This is a genomic window from Streptomyces sp. DSM 116793 (assembly GCF_057320905.1).
In genome coordinates, this window is the sequence record NZ_CM170494.1 from 3,093,159 (window position 1) to 3,110,437 (window position 17,279).

13 protein-coding genes are annotated in these 17,279 nt (G+C 74.3%); 3 read left to right on the plus strand and 10 right to left on the minus strand.

The genetic code is table 11. From position 1 onward, the window contains the following. Nucleotides 1-262 precede the first annotated feature (262 nt). The gene (locus ACSMXW_RS12145; RefSeq protein WP_485806035.1) at nt 263-1,252 is read right to left on the minus strand and encodes a hypothetical protein; all 990 of its coding nucleotides are present in this window, start codon (nt 1,250-1,252) and stop codon (nt 263-265) included. A gap of 89 nt (nt 1,253-1,341) precedes the next feature. Further along, the gene (locus tag ACSMXW_RS12150; protein ID WP_485806037.1) at nt 1,342-1,686 is read right to left on the minus strand and encodes a GNAT family N-acetyltransferase; all 345 of its coding nucleotides are present in this window, start codon (nt 1,684-1,686) and stop codon (nt 1,342-1,344) included. Nucleotides 1,687-2,102: 416 nt separating this feature from the next. Between ACSMXW_RS12150 and ACSMXW_RS12155 the strand changes: the two genes are divergently transcribed. Continuing rightward, nucleotides 2,103-2,624 carry a hypothetical protein gene (locus ACSMXW_RS12155; protein ID WP_485806039.1) on the plus strand — a complete coding sequence of 174 codons (522 nt, stop codon included), beginning with the start codon at nt 2,103-2,105 and terminating at the stop codon, nt 2,622-2,624. An 81-nt stretch (nt 2,625-2,705) separates the two neighbouring features. Here the strand turns inward: ACSMXW_RS12155 and ACSMXW_RS12160 are convergent, their stop codons facing one another. After that, the gene (locus ACSMXW_RS12160) at nt 2,706-3,368 is read right to left on the minus strand and encodes a CE1759 family FMN reductase (protein WP_485806041.1); all 663 of its coding nucleotides are present in this window, start codon (nt 3,366-3,368) and stop codon (nt 2,706-2,708) included. Further along, entirely contained in the window at nt 3,365-4,516 is a 1,152-nt protein-coding gene (locus ACSMXW_RS12165; RefSeq protein ID WP_485807974.1) for a CE1758 family FMN-dependent luciferase-like monooxygenase, read from the minus strand. The genes ACSMXW_RS12160 and ACSMXW_RS12165 overlap by 4 nt, the downstream gene beginning before the upstream one ends. 288 nt (nt 4,517-4,804) lie before the next feature. Here ACSMXW_RS12165 and ACSMXW_RS12170 point away from each other — a divergent pair, with 288 nt between their 5' ends. Beyond that, a complete protein-coding gene (locus ACSMXW_RS12170; RefSeq protein ID WP_485806043.1) occupies nt 4,805-5,770 on the plus strand; it encodes an aldo/keto reductase in 966 nt (321 codons plus the stop codon). A gap of 271 nt (nt 5,771-6,041) precedes the next feature. Here ACSMXW_RS12170 and ACSMXW_RS12175 read toward each other — a convergent pair whose 3' ends face one another. Further along, nucleotides 6,042-8,039 carry an ArnT family glycosyltransferase gene (locus ACSMXW_RS12175; RefSeq protein WP_485806045.1) on the minus strand — a complete coding sequence of 666 codons (1,998 nt, stop codon included), beginning with the start codon at nt 8,037-8,039 and terminating at the stop codon, nt 6,042-6,044. 860 nt (nt 8,040-8,899) lie between these two features. Here ACSMXW_RS12175 and ggt point away from each other — a divergent pair. After that, nucleotides 8,900-10,897: a gamma-glutamyltransferase gene (gene ggt, locus ACSMXW_RS12180; protein WP_485806047.1), complete on the plus strand. Its 1,998-nt coding sequence runs from the start codon at nt 8,900-8,902 to the stop codon at nt 10,895-10,897. Between the two features lie 73 nt (nt 10,898-10,970). On the opposite strand, the gene ACSMXW_RS12185 is transcribed toward ggt, so the two are convergent. The 5 genes from ACSMXW_RS12185 to ACSMXW_RS12205 all read right to left on the minus strand — a co-directional run bounded on the left by ACSMXW_RS12185 (nt 10,971) and on the right by ACSMXW_RS12205 (nt 17,041). Then, nucleotides 10,971-11,855, minus strand: coding sequence for a universal stress protein (locus ACSMXW_RS12185; RefSeq protein ID WP_485806049.1), 885 nt, complete (start codon nt 11,853-11,855; stop codon nt 10,971-10,973). 148 nt (nt 11,856-12,003) lie between these two features. Then, nucleotides 12,004-12,840, minus strand: a complete 837-nt coding sequence (gene ppk2 / locus ACSMXW_RS12190) for a polyphosphate kinase 2 (protein ID WP_485806051.1) — start codon at nt 12,838-12,840, stop codon at nt 12,004-12,006. 227 nt (nt 12,841-13,067) lie between these two features. Further along, nucleotides 13,068-13,499: a hypothetical protein gene (locus tag ACSMXW_RS12195; protein ID WP_485806053.1), complete on the minus strand. Its 432-nt coding sequence runs from the start codon at nt 13,497-13,499 to the stop codon at nt 13,068-13,070. 477 nt (nt 13,500-13,976) lie between these two features. After that, nucleotides 13,977-15,665 (minus strand): AMP-binding protein, encoded by a 1,689-nt coding sequence (locus ACSMXW_RS12200; RefSeq protein WP_485806054.1) that lies wholly within the window; start codon nt 15,663-15,665, stop codon nt 13,977-13,979. Nucleotides 15,666-15,982: 317 nt separating this feature from the next. Then, nucleotides 15,983-17,041, minus strand: a complete 1,059-nt coding sequence (locus ACSMXW_RS12205; protein ID WP_485806056.1) for a hypothetical protein — start codon at nt 17,039-17,041, stop codon at nt 15,983-15,985. Between the last annotated feature and the right edge of the window lie 238 nt (nt 17,042-17,279).

The window sequence follows — 17,279 nt, forward strand, 5'->3', positions numbered from 1 at the left end:
CGTGCGGTTGCGGGTGACGGAGGCCGGCGCCTCGACGTGATCGGGGGCCGACGTCCTCGGCGGCCTGGTCGGACGTCGGCGTTCCCGCGTGACCGAAGGCCGACGTCTTCGTGCCTCCGCGGCCGGACGCCGGCGTTTCCGCGGCCGGTCCGGCCGGAGGCCGAGACCTTCGCGTGGTTCCGGGGCCGATGTGACTCACGGGCCCGCGCCCGCGTGGCCGGAGGCCGGCGCCTTCGCGCGGCCCGGCGGTCCGGGGCCGATGTCACTCAGGGGCCGGGCGCCGGCCCTGATGCCGGGTGCGCCGGGCCGGTCCTCCGCTGCCGGTGGCGTCCCGGACGTCCGCCGCGGCGTCCTGGGCCCGGCGCCGGGCCCTGCCCAGGGCCTGGTCGGCCTTCCGTGTGCGGTCACGGGCCTGCCTGGCGGCGCTCCCGGCCTGCCGCCGCTCGCTCTCCGCCTCCTCCAGCTGCCGGGTCAGCTCGGCCACCCGCCGCTCCGCCCGCTGCCGCTCGTCCTCCGACCTGCGCTGGTCGTCCTGGGCCGCGGCCAGCTCGGCCTCGCCGGCGCGCAGCTCGTCCTCGGCTTCCGCGGCCCTCCGCCGCGCCGCCTCCTGCTGCTCGCGGCGGCGGGCGCGAGCGGCGTCGAGGTCGGCGACCTCCTCACCGGCACCCTTCCTGCCCCGGCGCGCGGCCGGGGCGGCCCGTTCGGCCGGGGCGGCGCGTCCGACCCGCCGGGGCTGTCCGGCCCGTTCCGCCTGCCGGGTCTCTTCGGCCGGGGCGACGGCGGGGAAGCCGGCGGGAGCGGCCAGCGGCTTCGTCAGCCGGCCCCGTGCCCACGCGCGTGCCGCCTGCGGGTCGGCCAGCACCGCGTGGAGGGTCTGCTCGACGGCCCGCCGGGCGTCCTCGCCGATGCGCTGTCCCGCCCGGTCGGTCAGCTGCCCGGCCTGCCGGGCCAGCGCGGAGATCATCTGCCGCTGCCTGGCCGACAGTTCCCGCAGCTGCCGGCCGTCCAGCTCGCGGTGGGCCTGGCGCAGCGCCTCGCCCAGCCGGAGGAGGGCGTCGGTCTCCTCGGGCAGCTCGCGGACCAGGAGGTTGCTCGCCCACGCCGCGAGCGTCGGGCGGCGCAGGCGACGGATCCGCTCGGCCAGCGCCCGGTCCCCCGCGGCGCGCGCCGCCCCGGCCCGCTCGTCACGGGCCGCGGTGAACTCCCCGGGCGGCAGTCCGTACAGTTCGTCGGCGACAGCGTCCAGCTCCACGGGGCCCTCCGTCTCCTCCGGGACACCTCGTGCGACATGTCCCTTCGTCATCTTCGCCGGGAGAGGCGTGACGGAGGTGGATCCGACCCTCAGAGCCGCCCGGGGTGCGCCGCCAGCCACCGCTCGGCGGCGTGGCGGAGTTCGGGCGTGGCCGGCGGGGCCTCCTCCCGGTGGCGGTGGGCCCACTTCGCGACGTAGGGGCAGAGCGGGACCACGGCCTCGCCCTCCCCACGGGCGATGCCGTACAGCTCGCGGGCCAGGGAGCCGGCGATGCCCTTTCCCCGGTGGTCCGGTTCCACGATCGTGTGGACGGGGACGAGCGCGCGCTCGGGTGACTCCAGCACGAAGTACTCGATGTGGCCGACCACCTCGCCGTCCTCGACCGCGTCCAGGCGGCCGGCCTCCCGGTCGTCGCGGAACTCGATGTCGCTCACGGGCACACTCCTGGGTCCTGCGGTCGGTGGGCCGGGCCCGGCACGGCCCGGGCCGGCCTGCGGCTCCTACGCCGAACGTGGATCGCTCACACCATGCCGATGATAATCATCAGACCACCGGGGCGGGCCGGGCCGGCGGCCCTCCCCACGGCGCCTGCGACTCCCGGGCCGCACCGCCCCGGGTCCCTGCCCGCCCGCCTGGTCCTCGGTCTGGGGGGAGACACCGTGCCCCAGCGGCAGGCGGACGCCCGGGGAGCCACCCTGCGCGGTGCCCTGTCCCCTCCTCGTGCTCCTCGCGCGGCGCCGTGTCCCCTCCTCGCGCGGCGCCGTGTCCCCCCGGCGTGCGGCGACCCGCCCCGCCGGCCGTGCGGCCACCTGCGTGCAGGCCGCGGCAGGCGTTGGTGAATCATGCAGCAATGAACGGAAACGGCTTCACCCGCGCCCGGCAGGCCGTGGCGGCCATGGCGGCCGCGACCTCTCTGGCCGCCCTGCTGGCCGGCTGCGGGCACCCGACCAGCGCGCCCTCCCCCCAGCCGCCCGACACCGGGCAGGGCCCACGGGGCGGGATACACGTCGAGGCGAACGGGGTGGATCTCCGGATCAACCGTGCGGAAGCACACCTGGACGCCTCGGGCTCGGGAAGCCTGTCCATGACCGTCCGGAACTCCGGCAGCGTCACGGAGCACCTGGACATGGTCGGAACGCCCGGCGGCGGCCGGGGCACCCTGACCGGTGGGGCGGGCGAGAGGGACGGCGCCATGACGAGTTCCGGCATCCAGATCCTGCCGGGCGGCAGCACCGGCTTCGGCACCCGCGGCGGACCGCGCATCGGCGTCACCCGCAGCCATGGCGTGACGCGGCAGGGCACGCTGCCGATCGTGCTCCAGTTCGGAGTGGTGGGACTCGTGCGCCTCCAGGCCCGGGTGACCCACGGCTGAGCGCGGTGGCCCGCGGTGCGCCGGACGCACCCGTCTCATGGCGCCTCGCCTCATGGGCGCCTCGCCTCAGGGCGCCTCGCCTCAGGGCGCCTCGCCGAGCAGCCGCTGCATCGACTCCAGGTCGTCGGCGAAGGCGTCGCGCCGCTCGCGGCTTCCGCAGCCGTGCACCAGGCGGGCGTAGTCGGCCGCGGCGTCCCTGATGCGCCGGCCGAGGACGGAGCCCTCCGCGGCCTCCCCGGTCCCGGTGCCCCCGGCGTCCCCGGCACCCCGGGCGCCCTCGGAGCCGAAGTCGTCGGTGGCGGCGTAGACGCCCCGCGGGGAGACGATGGCGTGCAGGTAGGAGAACATCGGCCGCAGCGCGTGTTCGAGGACGAGGGAGTGCCGCTCCGTGCCGCCGGTCGCGGCGATGAGCACGGGCATGTCCGAGAGCGTCTCCTCCGGCAGCACGTCGAAGAACGACTTGAAGAGCCCGCTGTAGGAGGCGTTGAAGGCGGGCGTGACCGCGATGACGCCGTCGGCGTCGGCGACCGTCTCGAAGGCCTCCTCCAGGGGTGTGGTGGCGAACCCGGTCAGCAGGGCGTCCATGATGGCGCGGCCCAGCGGACGCAGCTCCACGAAGGACGACTCGACGCCGTGCCCCAGCGCGCCGAGGTCCGCGCGGACGGCGGCTTCGAGGCGGTTGGCGAGGAGCCTGGTCGAGGACGGTTCGCGCAGGCCGCCGGTGATGACCGTCAGCTTCGTCATGGCGTCACCGGCCCCCCTTCGTCGTGCTCGCCCGACGCCCGCGGCGGTGTCCCGGCCCCGGGTCCGGCGGCCTCGGCGGCCGCGGCGGCGCGCAGTGACCGGTGGGTGGGCGCGTCGGGCACCTCGTCGGGACGGCCCACGGCGAACTCCTTGCGGAGCACCGGCACCACCTCCTCGCCGAGCAGGTCCAGCTGCTCCAGCACGGTCTTGAGCGGCAGGCCGGCGTGGTCGATCAGGAACAACTGCCGCTGGTAGTCGCCGGCGTAGGCGCGGAACCCCAGCGTCTTCTCGATCACCTCGGCCGGGGAGCCGACCGTGAGCGGTGTCAGGGAGGTGAACTCCTCCAGCGAGGGGCCGTGCCCGTAGACGGGCGCGTTGTCGAAGTACGGCCGGAACTCGGACACCGCGTCCTGGCTGTTGCGGCGCATGAAGACCTGCCCGCCGAGGCCGACGATGCCCTGGGCGGCGGTGCCGTGGCCGTAGTGCTCGAACCGCCTGCGGTACAGCTCCACCGTGCTCCGGGTGTGGGAGGGCGGCCAGAAGATGTGGTTGGCGAAGAACCCGTCGCCGTAGTACGCGGCCAGCTCGGCGACCTCGGGGGTGCGGATGGAGCCGTGCCACACGAACGGCGGGACGCCGTCCAGCGGGCGGGGCACGAGGGTGAAGCCCTGCAACGGGGTGCGCAGCTTCCCCTCCCAGTCCACCGCCTCCTCGCGCCACAGCCGGCGCAGCAGGCCGTAGTGCTCCACGGTCAGCGGCACCGCGTTGCGGATGTCCTGGCCGAACCACGGGTAGACCGGGCCGGTGTTCCCGCGGCCGAGCATCACGTCGGTGCGGCCGCCGGACAGGTGCTGGAGCACGCTGAAGTCCTCGGCGATCTTGACCGGGTCGTTGGTGGTGATCAGCGTGGTCGACGTCGAGAGGATGAGCCGCTCGGTCTGCGCGGCGACATGGCCGAGCAGGGTCGTGGGGGACGAGGGCACGAACGGCGGGTTGTGGTGCTCACCGGTCGCGAAGACGTCGAGGCCGACCTCCTCGGCCTTCCTGGCGATCGCGACCGTGCCCTGGATGCGCTCCGCCTCGGTGGGGACGCGGCCGGTGGTCGGGTCGGGGGTCACGTCACCGACGGTGAAGATGCCGAACTGCATGCCGGCCGTCTCCGTTCCCGCCATGGGTGCCTCCGCCGCTAGCTGCTCCGCCCGCTGGCCCGGGACCGTGTGCTGAGTACCCCCGGGGCCGGGCTCAAACCGGGCGGTCGGGGCCGGGGCGGACGGGGCCGCGCCGGGCCCCGCGCCTCACCGCGGGGCGCCTTCCGGGGGGCATGAGGCACCCGCCGTCCCCACCGAGACCCCGCCTCCCTCCGCGAGGCGCCCCCGTCGGTCACCCTGTACGGTGACGCCGTACGGCCGAAGCCCAGCTCGCCGGAGGATGTGACCGTGCCGTTCGAACGTCTCCCCGCCGGTCCGGCCGGCCGGATCGGGCTCGGCCTCGCCGCCCTCGGGCGGCCCGCCTACATCACCCTCGGCCGGGACCGTGACCTGCCCGCCGAGCGGACCGTCGCCGCGATGGAGGCCCGAGCCCACGAGGTGCTCGACGCGGCGTACGCGCACGGAGTGCGGTACTTCGACGTCGCCCGCTCGTACGGGAGGGCGGAGGAGTTCCTCGCCGACTGGCTGCGCGGCCGCCCGGAGACCCACGATGTCGTGGTCGGCAGCAAGTGGGGCTACACGTACACGGCCGACTGGCGCGTCGACGCGAAGGTGCAGGAGGTCAAGGACCACAGCCGGGCCACCTTCGACCGGCAGCGTGCCGAGACGCGCCGCCTCCTCGGCGACCGCCTCGACCTGTACCAGGTGCACTCCGTGACGCCCGAGAGCCCCGTCCTCACGGATCGCGCGCTGCAGGACGGGCTGGCCTCGCTCGCCGCCGAGGGCGTCACCATCGGCGTGAGCACGAGCGGCCCCGGGCAGCCGGACGCGATCCGCGCCGCGCTCTCGGTCACCGTGGCGGGCGTCCCGCTCTTCTCCAGCGTGCAGGCCACCTACAACCTCCTGGAGCCCTCGGCGGGCCCCGCCCTCGCGGAGGCGCACGACGCGGGACGCACCGTCATCGTCAAGGAGGCACTGGCCAACGGCCGCCTGGTGTACGAGGCGGCCGGCTCCCCCCTCGGCCGCCTCTCGGACGAGACCGGCAGGCCCCCCGACGCCCTGGCCCTGGCGGCCGTGCTGCGCGAGCCGTGGGCGGACGTCGTCCTCTCCGGCGCCGCCACCACCGCCCAGCTCGCCGGCAACGTCTCGGCGTCGGAGGTCCACCTCACCGACGCCGACGCCGCCCGCCTGTCGACGCTGGCCGAGCCGGCCCCCGCGTACTGGCGGCACCGGTCCGGCCTGCCGTGGGCCTAGCTGTTCTGTCCACTGAGGTTGGTGACAGTGATCACGTGTGGGCGGGCCCGGGACCCGGCCCGTACGGGTCCTGGGAGACAAGGCGAATCCACCCGGGCATCCGCGCCGGCCTGCGGGGCCCCGGCCCGCGCCGGCCGGCCCCGCCGGCCGGCCCCGCGCCGGCCTGCGGGGCCGGGGCATCCGGGCTGTCATCCCCGAACGCACCGACCACGCGACGACACGCGCACTTGGCACTGAGGAACGGCATGCCGGTCGGGCAGCGTGCCGGGCGTCACCCCCTGCAGTCGTACAGAGTCTGTTCGCCGAGGCCGATCTGCGAGGCGAGCCCTGCCGCGGCGGACGGCGCCGCCTCCGGTACGCCGTAGGCGCCCGGAGAGACCGGGGTGCACGTGCTCTGCACCCACTTCCGGCGTTCCAGGGCACCGGGGGAGGAACCGAAGCCGCCGGGGAAGGCACCGCCATGCGCCGGCGTGCTCAGCACGAACGCCAGCTCATGGTGGTGTGCCAAGGTGGAGAGTTCCCTGACGCTTGGCGCGGGGTCATCCCCCTTGAAGCCGCCCAGGCCAATGACGGTGGCGTCAGTGCTCAGTGTGTACTGCGCGGAGCGCAGCGCGCCGCCTTCGACGGCCAGAGCGACCTCGGTGCCGCCGGCATGCCGGGTGACGTAGTCCAGCATCTTCGCCTGCTTGGGGGCCAGCCGGTCAGTTCCGATCAGGCTGCCGCCCGGCAGCTGGCCGTAGAGCAGGAACTCACGCAGTGAGCCGGGAACCCTCGCGCCGCCGCCGAACGACGCGCTGACGGGCCCGGCACTGGGGATGTAGCCCTTGACGCCGTTCGACATCGAGGTGAGCGCGGTGTTCACCGACCACACGGCGGGTGCTACGAGGGCGGCGGCTGTTCCGCACGCCGCCAGCGCGTAGGTGAAGCGTCGGGGGCAGGAGGGCCGGTACCGGTGCACGGCCAGGCCGGCGACGGTGACCACGGTGAGAACAGCGACGGCGTACCGCAGCCACCCGTTGTACGTGGTGTCGCGGGAGACCAGGAACCAGGCCCACACCCCGGTGGCGACGACCCCCAGGGCCGGCAGCAGCCAGGCGGCGTCCGACGCGCGGCGCAGGCGCCACAGCAGGGGCAGGCCGGCGGCCGAAAGGACGGCGATCGCCGGGGCCATCTCGGTGGTGTAATACGCGTGGAAGGTGCCCTGTTCGTAGGTGAAGATCACCGCCATGGTGACAAGCCATGTGCTCCACAGCACCCAGCCGGCGCTGCGGACGCGGTCGACGGGCAGCTTACGACGCCACGCCACGACGCCGACGGTCGCGGCCGTGATCAGTACGAGAGCGGTCCAGGGCATCAGCCAGCCGATCTGCGGGGCGACCGTCTCCGCGAACAGACGGCCGATGCCGGCGGGTCCCCCCGCGAAAGCGCTGCCGATGGCCTTGCCCAGGGAGATGAGGTGCATCTCCGCGGCGGACGGCGGGGGACCGTGGAAGCCTCCGTGCCCGCCGCCGCTCCCGCCGGCGGCCGTCTCCTGGCCCAGAAGGCGGCTGAAACCGTTGTATCCGAACGCGAGGTCCCAGGTGGAGTTGTCGGTGGTGCTCGCGATATAGGGCTTCTTACCGGGCCACCACGTGGTCAGGGCAACCCACCACAGCGATGACACGATGAGGACCACGGCGGAGCCCAACAGGTCGAGCAGTCGCCGACCCCACCCCGCGCGGCGGCCGACGAGGTAGGCGATGCAGAGTGACGGCACGATCAGCCACGCCGCCAGGAACTTGGTGACGAAGCCGCAGCCGATGAAGAACGCCGCCAACATCAGCCATGCCGTGGCCTTCCGGGGCTCGATATGAGCCTCCACCGACCGGGTGAACGCGTAGACGGCGGCCAGGCACCACAGGACGAGCAGGGTGTCCGTGCTGTTGTCCCGATCGACGGCGACGGTGATCGGCGTGAGGCAGAGGATCAACGCGGCCAGCAGAGCGACGTTGTCGCCCATCCAACGCCGCACGATCCGGTGCAGCAGGAAAACCGAGGCGGCCCCCTCCAGCGCCTGCGGCAACAGCAGGCTCCATCCGTGGTACCCGAAGACCGCGGTGGAGAGTACCTGCGGCCACAAGGCCATGGGTGGTTTGTCTATGCTGACGAGTCCGAGTGGGTCGAAGGCCCCGAAGAGGAAATTGGTCGCGTTCTTGGACATCGACTTCACGGCAGCGGCGTAGAAGGCGTCGCCATGTCCCGTGGAGTCTATGTTCCACAGGTAAAGCATGGCGGACAGCGCGACTATGAGTCCGAGGGCCGTTGCACGCACCCTGCTCTCGCCTGGCGTCGCTTCCACCTCTGGGGGCGGAACGGCTCGCGCGATCGTGGCCTGTGACATCGCAAATTGTTCTTTCATCCGGGTTTACATGAAGGCGAGAAGAAGGGAAATCCGTGCGGAGCCACCCCTACTTGGTTCTCTGCCGGTGCAGCGGGGTTCTGGGGGTGGTGGATTCTTCCCGTTCGCCGTTCCGCCGTGTCCGGTGCGCAGACTGTGCGCCTATCGCGGCATGGGGCGGGAAGGGCGTTCTTCGGCCTGATGGTCGTCCGGAAGCGGGGTGGGGGGTTCCGGATACGCGGGCGGGCAGCCTGTGAGCTGCTCGGCCGGGACAGGCCAGCCTGTGGGCGAACGTGCCGAGGGTTGCGTCGGACGCGAGCCGGAGGACCGGCTCGGTGGGCTGGGATTGTCTCATAGGTGGTGCCGGTCGGCCGCCGGCGGTCGCCCCGGACGTTACTGCGTGTAGACAGCACGGACCAGCCGGGTCCATCCGCCGGCCGCTTCCGGGGTGCGGGACTTCGCGCAGGCCCAGGCCGGGGGCCGCTCGAACCGCCGCAGTTGCGTGCGGGCGGCCCATCTTTCACATGGTGCGGACACGGCGAAGGATGTCCTCGCCGTACCCGTCTGACGTGCCGTGATGCGTCGTGTCAAGGGGAGCGGCAGAGCGTTTTCGGACAGCGCGGTCTTGTAGGTGTAATAGCCAAGTGGTAGACCCGTGGCTGCTTCTGCGCCCGTCCCGGAGCCGCATCCGGGTCGGGCGCCCCCGGTAAGTCCCCGTCTGTCGAAAGTCCGTCGACAGGAAGGTCCGTACCGTGAGTGACGCACCCACCCCCTCCCAGGACACCCCCCGGGACAGCGCCCCCGCCACCCCCGCCGCCACCCCCGCCTCTGCCGCCACCCCCGCCCCGGGCCCGGCCCGCAGAACCGTGCTGAACGGAGCCGTGGCCGCCGCCGCCCTCGGTGGCGCGCAGTTCGCGATCCCCGCCCCGGCCCGCGCCGCCACGACGGGCGCCGCGCCGCGTGCCGCGGCGAGCACCGCCGCCCGGGGGCCCGTGACGACGAAGGCCAGCGCCACCCCCTTCGGCCGGCCCACCGCGTCGGCGGCCGAGCCGGGCGTCGCCATCAAGGCCGTGCGCGGCAGCAGGGACGGCGGCTGGGGCGGCCAGACCCGCGCCGAGGTGCTGGCCCGGCACGGAGTGGTGGCCACCAGCCAGTCCGTCGCCGCCCAGGCCGGGCTGCGCATCCTCCAGGAGGGCGGCAACTCCGCCGACGCCGCCGTGGCGACGGCCGCCATGCTCGGCCTCGTCGAGCCCAACAGCGCGGGCATCGGCGGCGACTCCTTCGCCATCCACTACCACGCCGCCGGCCGCAGGCTCTACGGCCTCAACTCCAGCGGCTGGGCCCCCTCGGCCTGGACCCCCGGCTACTTCCGCGACCACGGCTACACACAGCAGACCGGCATGCCGGACCACGGCGTCCACACCATCACCGTGCCCGGCGCCGTCGAGGGCTGGCACCGGCTGGTCGACCGCTTCGGCACCCGGGACCTGGGCACCCTGCTGAAGCCCTCCATCGACCTGGCGGAGCAGGGCTTCGGCCTCACCGAGCGCATCCACCACCAGTGGAGCGGCGCCGTCGACCTGCTGGCGAAGGACCCCGACTCGGCCAGGGTCTTCCTCACCGGCGGCAAGGCCCCCGAGCTGTACGGCATCTTCCGCAACCCCGACCTCGCCGCCGCGTACCGCCTGATCGCGCGCGAGGGCCGGGACGCCATGTACAGCGGCGCGATAGCCGACGCCGTCATACGGAAGATACGCGCCGCCGGCGGCGCCATGGACCCCGCCGACCTCGCGGACTTCGAGGCCGAGTGGGTCGACCCCATCACGGTGAACTACCACGGCTACGACGTCTGTGAACTGCCGCCCAACACCCAGGGCTTCGCCACCCTGCTCATGCTCAACATCATCGAGCAGATCGGCCCCGTCCTCGGCTACGACCTGGCCGGACTGGGCCCGCGCTCCCCGCAGTTCTGGCACCTGCTGGTGGAGGCGAAGAAGCTCGCCTACGACGACCTCAACCGCTACCAGGGCGACCCCCGCTTCACCGACGTGCCCCTGGAGAGGCTGCTGTCCAAGGCCTACGCCAAGGAGCTGTGCGCCCGGATCGACCCGGACAAGGCGGGCACCCCCCGCTACCCCGGCTCGGTGATCTCCGGCACCGTCTACCTCACCACCGCGGACCGGTGGGGCAACATGACGTCGTTCATCTACAGCATCTTCGACACCTTCGGCTCCGGCGTGACCGTGCCGGGGTACGGCTTCCCGCTCCAGAACCGCGGCGCCCTCTTCAACCTCGATCCCGCCTCGCCCAACATCGTGGCCCCGCACAAGCGCCCGTACCACACCCTGATACCGGCCTTCGTGATGAAGGACGGCCGCCCCGTCCTCTCCTTCGGCAACATGGGCGGCGCCGAGCAGCCGCAGGCCCAGGCCACCGAGCTGGTCAACATGATCGACCTCGGCATGAACCCGCAGGCCGCCGCCGACGCGGCCCGCTTCGCCCACAACCAGTACGAGAACTCCCTCGGCCTGGAGCCCGAGTTGTACGACCTGGTGGGCGCGGGCCTGAAGGCACTCGGTCACCACCTCACCGACCCCGACACCTCCTCCATGGGCGGCTACCAGGCCGTCCTCTTCACCCCGGAGCACGAGGGCGACCACCCCGCACCGACCGGTCCCGACGGCCCCGTGAACGGCGTCTACCGCGCGGCCTCCGACCACCGCAAGGACGGCTCGGCGGTGGGCTGGTGAGGCTCCTCGCCGTGCCCGGCCACCGGGCGGACCGCGGCGGCAACCACGTGGACGACGTGGACGACGTGGACGCTCAGACGTGCGGGACGGCCGCGACGGGGCAGGGTGCGTGGCGGAGCGCGGCCCTGAGCACGGGGCCGAGGCGGTGCCCCCGGTGGTGGCCGTCGCGGTGGGTGCCGACGACGAGCAGGGCACCGTCGGCGGCGGCCGCCAGCAGGACGTCGGCGGCCCGTCCCTCGGCGAGGACGCAGGACGTCTCGATCCGGGGAGTCGCCCCCCGCACGGCGGCCATGACGGCGTCCAGGCGCCGCCGGGCCTGCGCACGCCGGGCGAGCCGGGCGCCGTCCGGCTGCCCGGTGTGCGCCGCGGCCTCCTCCGCCCTGGGCACCCGCCACGCGTGCACGGCCCGTACGGCGCACCCGTGCGCGACGGCCGACGTCAGGGCGAACGAGGCCGCGGCGAGGGCGTCGCCGTGGTCGCCGACGCCGAGCACGATCGGACCGCCCCCGCCCCCGCCCCCGGCCCCGCCTCCGCCCGCGGGCGGGGGTAGCTCGCGGGCCACCACGACGGGGCAGGGCGCCCGGGTCACCACCGGCAGGCTCACGGACCCGAGCAGCGCCCCGGCGAGCGGCCCCAGCGCCCTGCGGCCCAGCACGAGCAGGGCGGCCGACTCCCCCTCGGCCAGCAGGCCGGGCACCGGATCGCGCAGCAGGACCTCCGTCGAGACGGGGACCTCGGGCCGGCGGGCGCGGGCCCGTGCTTCCGCCTCGTGCGTGACGCGGTCGGCGAGCGGCAGCGCGGGGCCCTCGTAGTGCGCCCACACGGCCGCGTGCACGATGCGCAGCGGCAGGCCGCGCAGGGCGGCCTCGTCCACGGCCCAGTCCGCCGCCGCGCACGCGGCGGCGGACCCGTCGGTCCCGACCACCACCGGCCTGCCGTCCGTCCACCGGCCTGTCACCTCTCGCACCCCTCGTGCGCGTGTGGCGCACCCCTCGCGGGTCGCGCGGGCCGCCCGGGGCCCGGCACCGCCGCCCGGCCCCGCTGTCCCGATCCTCACCCGCCCACCGCCATCCGGCGAGTCGGGCGGCGCGGGATCCGAGGCGGCCCTACCCGGGCGCGCCCCGTACCCGGGCGGCGTGATCGGGCACGTACGTCTGGGTGTCGCGGGGCGGCCGCCGGTACCCGGTGGCGGGCGGCCGGGACGGGACCGCGAGGGCCGGGGCCGTGACCTCGCGGTAGGGCACGGTGGAGAGCAGGTGGGCGATCATGTTGAGCCGGGCCGCGCGCTTGTCGTCGCTCTCGACCACGTACCACGGCGCCTCCGGGATGTCCGTGTGCGCGAACATCACGTCCTTGGCGCGCGAGTACGCCTCCCAGCGCGTGATGGACTCCAGGTCCAGAGGGGACAGCTTCCAGCGCCGCACGGGATCCTCCAGGCGGCTGCGCAGCCGCTGCTCCTGGACGGCGTCGCTGACCGAGAACCAGTACTTGCGGAGCAGGATGCCGTCCTCGACGAGCATCCGCTCGAACACCGGGCACTGCCGCAGGAACCGTTCGTACTCCTCCTGGGTGCAGAAGCCCATGACGTGCTCGACTCCCGCCCGGTTGTACCAGCTCCGGTCGAACAGCACGATCTCGCCCGCGGTGGGCAACTGCTCCGCGTACCGCTGGAAGTACCACTGGCCGCGCTGCCGGTCGGTGGGCCTGGGCAGGGCCACGATCCGGGCGAGCCGCGGGTTGAGGCGCTCGGTGACCCGCTTGATCACGCCGCCCTTGCCCGCCGCGTCCCTGCCCTCGAAGAGGACCACCAGCCGTGCGCCCTCGGCCCGCACCCACTCCTGCATCCTGACCAGCTCGACCTGGAGCCGCCGCAGCTCGGCCCGGTAGTCGGCGCGGGGCACCCGGCCACCGTGCCGTTCCTCTTCCGGACCGCTCTTCGGCATCTCCGCCCGCCTTCCGCAGCTCGCCCGCGCGCCACCCGGTCACCGTCCCGCAGGGGGTGCCGGCGCCGCCGCACGCGACCGTGGTGTGCACCACCACCATGAGCCGGCCCGCGCCCGGCCGCACCCCCGTGGCGGCCGCCCGCGCGCGAGCCGGTCTCCTTCCCGTGCCGTGGTGTGGTGCGGTGCGGACGACGGTGTGCCGCCCGCTCACCGTGCGGCGCCGGCGCTCAGCCGTCCGCGCTCTCCTCGGTGTCGGAGCCGCAGGCGAACGGCGTGCCGTTCGGGCCGTCCTGGGCGCACACCTTGATTCCCACGGAGTCGTGGGCCTTCACACTGATGTCGACGTACACCGCGCCGCCGCTGCCGCTGCGCTGGGCGCCCTTCAGTTTGCCGTTGATCCAGATCCAGGCCTTGATGCCGACGCCGTCGTGGCACGTGTCGAAGACACCGACGGTGTCGTCGCCGTACTGGGAGTCGTAGTCGATGAACGAGGCGCCGCCGTAGTGGGCACAGCGCGGCGACGGGCCCGTGAAGACGGGGAAGCTGTCGTCCGTCGCGGCCGAGGCCGACGCGGGGACGGCGCCCGCCACGGCGAGCGCGGCGCCCATGAGGAGGGCGCCGCCGAGCGCGCCGGATCGTTTCAGAGAGTGCGTCACCATTGCCGGGTTCCTTCCGTACGAGGGCCGGGCTCTGCGTGTCCGGCCCGCGGTGAGGCCATCGTGCGAGCCGGGCGGCCGGCGGTGCCACGGAACGGAGCCAGGTGACGGTATGTGGGGACGTCCCGGCCGCTGACCTGCGGGGACGCGGGCCGTCATGAGGTCGGGCCGGGACGGTGGGGGGCAGCCGCTTCGGGCCCCCCGGCCTGCTTCGGCCCACCTCGGCCGGATCCGCCCCGGCTCCCCGGCCCGTTCCAGCCCGGGACCCCTCGGTCAGGTCCGCCCCGGCCCCTCGGCCCGTTCCAACACGGGTCCCCTCGGTCGGATCCGCCCCGGCCCCTCGGCCGGATCCGTCACGTCCTCCTCGGCCGATTCCAGCCTCAGTCCACCTCGGCCGGATCCGTCACGTCCTCCTCGGCCCGTTCCGGATCAGTCCTCCTCGGCCAGATCCGGCCCCGGCCGCCTAGGCCGGTTCCAGCGTCAGTCCTCCTCCGTCAGGTCCGCCTCTCCCCTGAGCCACTTCCTGAGGAGTTCCTTTCTGACCTTGCCGAAGGAGTTCCTCGGAAGGCGGGGGACCGTTTCCAGGCGGCTCGGCCAGTACCACTCCGTCATGCCGATGGTCCGCAGGTGGTCGCGGACCGCGCGGAGGTCGAGGGGGACGCCGTCCTGGACGGTGATGGCGCAGGCGAGTTCGGCGCCGGTCCCGTCCTGGTATCCGACGACGGCGACGTCCTTGATGCCCTCCAGTTCGAGCAGTGCCTGCTCGACGTCGAGGACGGGGATCATGAACTTGCTGCCGACGCGGTCGGCGGCCCTGCCGACCAGGCGGATACCGCCGCGGCCGTCCGGGACGGCCAGGTCGCCCGTGTCGAACCAGCCGTCGTCGTGGTCGGCGACCACGGTCAGCTCGCCGGTGTCCCGGCCGAGCGTCGCGAGGCAGACAGAGCCGCCGCGGATGTGCAGCCGACCGGGCCGCTCGTCGGTCACCTCCCGGTCGGAACGCAGGTCGAGCTCCGTGCCCGGCACGGGTCGGCCCACACTGTGCAGGGCCCAGTCGGGCGGGTCGCCGGCTCCGGTGACGGTGCCGGACGCCTCCGTCATCCCCCAGATCGCCCGCAGCGTCAGGCCGAACACCTCGGCGACGTCCCGCAGCAGCTCCGCGGAGACCGCCGCGCCCGTCGTCATCACCGTCCTCAGCGCCGGCAGCGGCACATCGTGCCGGCGGGCCTCGGCGGCCAGCGCGGTGAGGAAGGGGGGCGCCGCCGTCAGCATGCCGCACCCCGACTCGGCCATCAGACCGAGCGCCGCGCGCGGCTCCCAGACGTCCATGAGGACGGCCGCCCCGCCGGTGAGCAGCGGCAGGCCGATGCCGGCCCACAGGCCGGCGCTGCGCGTGAGCGCGTGAGGGGTGAAGAACGCGTCCCGCGGGCCGTAGTTCTCGGAGCGGACATAGGGACGGCATGTGGAGTAGTGGATGTTGAGGGTGTGCAGCGCGGCCTTGGGCTCTCCGGTGGTGCCGGAGGTGAACAGCACGAGGGCGACCCGGTCCGGATCGACCGGGGGCTCCGCGAAGGCCGCCGGGCGGGTCCCGTTCCCGGGAGCCGCCGCGACGCGGCGGAAGAAGTCGACGTCCCCCTCGGAGAGCTGCCGCCCGAGTACCAGTCTGTGCCGCAGATCCGGCAGGCGCGGGGCCAGTTCCGCGAGCGCGGCCGCGTGGCCGAAGCCCGCCCAGGTGTCCGGGACGGCGCACACCGTGGCCCGCAGCACGCGCAGGACGCGCTCCAGCTCCCGCTGCCGAAGGGTGGGCGACACGGGCGCGATGACGGCACCCACCCGGAGGCATGCGAGCATCAGCGCGCTGCCCTGCCACCAGTTCGGCAGCTGGACGGCCACCACCTGGCCCGGTCCTACGCCCAGCCCGCGCAGCACGTCGGCGCACCGCTCGACGTATCCGCCGTACTCCGCGTAGCTCACGCGTGTCGTCGTGCCCGTCGCGGCCGTGTACGCGAAGACGGCGGGGGCGTCGGGTGTGGTGCTGCGCCAGTGGTCCAGATCGGCGAGGTAGTCACCGTCGCGCCAGACCCCCGAGGCCCGGAACCGGCCCGCTGTGGAAGGAGAAGGACGCACCGTCAGGAACGCGTGCCCCGCCTCGGGTATGAAAGGTTTCATTCCCGGAACGTAACACAGCGTGCCCCGGCGGGACCGACCAGAATCACGGCTTCCGGCGCCCCCGCCGGACAGGCGGCCGCCCGGATCCCGGCGGAGCCACCGGCCGTCGGCCCGCAACGGACCCACAAGAGCCTCACCACAACCCGACAAGGGGCGCGGGGACCCGCGCGCCACACCCCCACCGGCCGACAGCCCGCAACGAACCCACGAGGACCCCACCACAACCCGGCACGGGGCACGGGGACCCGCGCAACACACCCCCACCGGCCGCGGCAGCCGGGAAGCGGCCCCGGCCGGGCACAAGCCCGTGCCCCGGCCTACTCGTACATCACGTACTCGGGTTGCGGCCTGAGGGCCAGCACCTCCTTCGGGGACATCAGACGACTGCCCCTGGTGTCCTCGTCGTAGAAGAGCTTGAAGCCGGTGTGCAGCCCGGCGGGCATGTCCCGCACCAGGCGGTGCCACGTGGCCCGCTTCAGGGCGGGCGAGCCGATGCCGTCCGCGCTCATGACGGGCACGACGCCCGGATACGTCCGCAGGGCGGCCCTGTCGCCGACCACGGACGGCGCCACCTCGTGGAAGACGAGCGGCTTCTCGGGCAGGTCGTGGCCGGCGACGACGCCCGACAGATAGCGGGCGACGGCGCCCAGTTCACGGCCGTCGGTGTGCCCGTACGTGCGGCCGGGCACCTGGCCCGGGCCCATCTCCCACTCCGGGTCGAGCGCCACGCCCACGTCGGGGTGCACCAGCCAGCGGTGCAGCGCCCTGACCTCGTCGAGCACGGACGCCCTGCCGGGCTGGATGTTCAGCAGGAGCATCGCCCTGTGCCGGCGGGCGAGGTCGTGGAAACGGGCGATGGTGGCGGACGGCGTCCGGGTGCGGTAGGTGCCGTCCGGGCCGGGGACGGCGTCGGCCACGCAGGCCAGCAGCTCGAACACCGGCAGCGGCGCCCGGCCGCCGGCGTAGGCGTGGGACCTCTCCGCTATCTCGCCGGCCCGCTCCTCGGGGTCGCCCGTGCCGAGCCGGCCGAGCGCGGTGGCGCCGGGCAGGCCGCAGTAGCCGAAGAGCCGGTGGGCGGGGAACAGCGTCCGCCCGCCGCGGGGCAGTTCCGGCGGCCGCCGGGTGCGGGTCGGCGAGGGCGAGGGCGAGGGCGACGAGGGGCGGTGCCCCTGGGAACGACTGGCCGTACCGCCCGGCGACCCCTGCGCTTCGCCGGTACCGCCGCACCCGGTGAGCAGGCCGGCCGTGCCGAGCGCCGCCGGTACCGCCGCGGCGAGGATGCTCCGCCGGCTCGGTGCGGGGCGGTCGCCCGCCTCGGCCCGGCGCCCTTGCCGCGCATGCCGTCCCCTGGGCTCGCTGGTCGTTCCGTCGGCCACGCCGCCTCCGTCCGCCGCCTGAGTTCCCCCCGTCCGCCTCGGTGCAGATGCGCCTTGCCGCACACGGCCGGGCGAAACACGACCGTCCGGGGTACGGGCCGCGGTGCGGCGGCTCCGGCACACGACCGTCCGGGTACGGGCCGCGGTGCGGCGGCTCCGGCACACGACCGTCCGGGTACGGGCCGCGGTACGGGGGCTCCGGCACGCGACCGTCCGGGTACGGGCCGCGGTACGGGGG

Bases quoted from the DNA above. Each gene is read 5' to 3' on its own strand.
- ACSMXW_RS12155 (WP_485806039.1), top strand. From the start codon at position 2,103: ATGAACGGAAACGGCTTCACCCGCGCCCGGCAGGCCGTGGCGGCCATG.
- ACSMXW_RS12160 (WP_485806041.1), bottom strand. From the start codon at position 3,368: ATGACGAAGCTGACGGTCATCACCGGCGGCCTGCGCGAACCGTCCTCG.
- ACSMXW_RS12165 (WP_485807974.1), bottom strand. From the start codon at position 4,516: ATGCAGTTCGGCATCTTCACCGTCGGTGACGTGACCCCCGACCCGACC.
- ACSMXW_RS12175 (WP_485806045.1), bottom strand. From the start codon at position 8,039: ATGCTTTACCTGTGGAACATAGACTCCACGGGACATGGCGACGCCTTC.
- ppk2 (WP_485806051.1), bottom strand. From the start codon at position 12,840: ATGCCGAAGAGCGGTCCGGAAGAGGAACGGCACGGTGGCCGGGTGCCC.
- ACSMXW_RS12195 (WP_485806053.1), bottom strand. From the start codon at position 13,499: ATGGTGACGCACTCTCTGAAACGATCCGGCGCGCTCGGCGGCGCCCTC.
- ACSMXW_RS12200 (WP_485806054.1), bottom strand. From the start codon at position 15,665: ATGAAACCTTTCATACCCGAGGCGGGGCACGCGTTCCTGACGGTGCGT.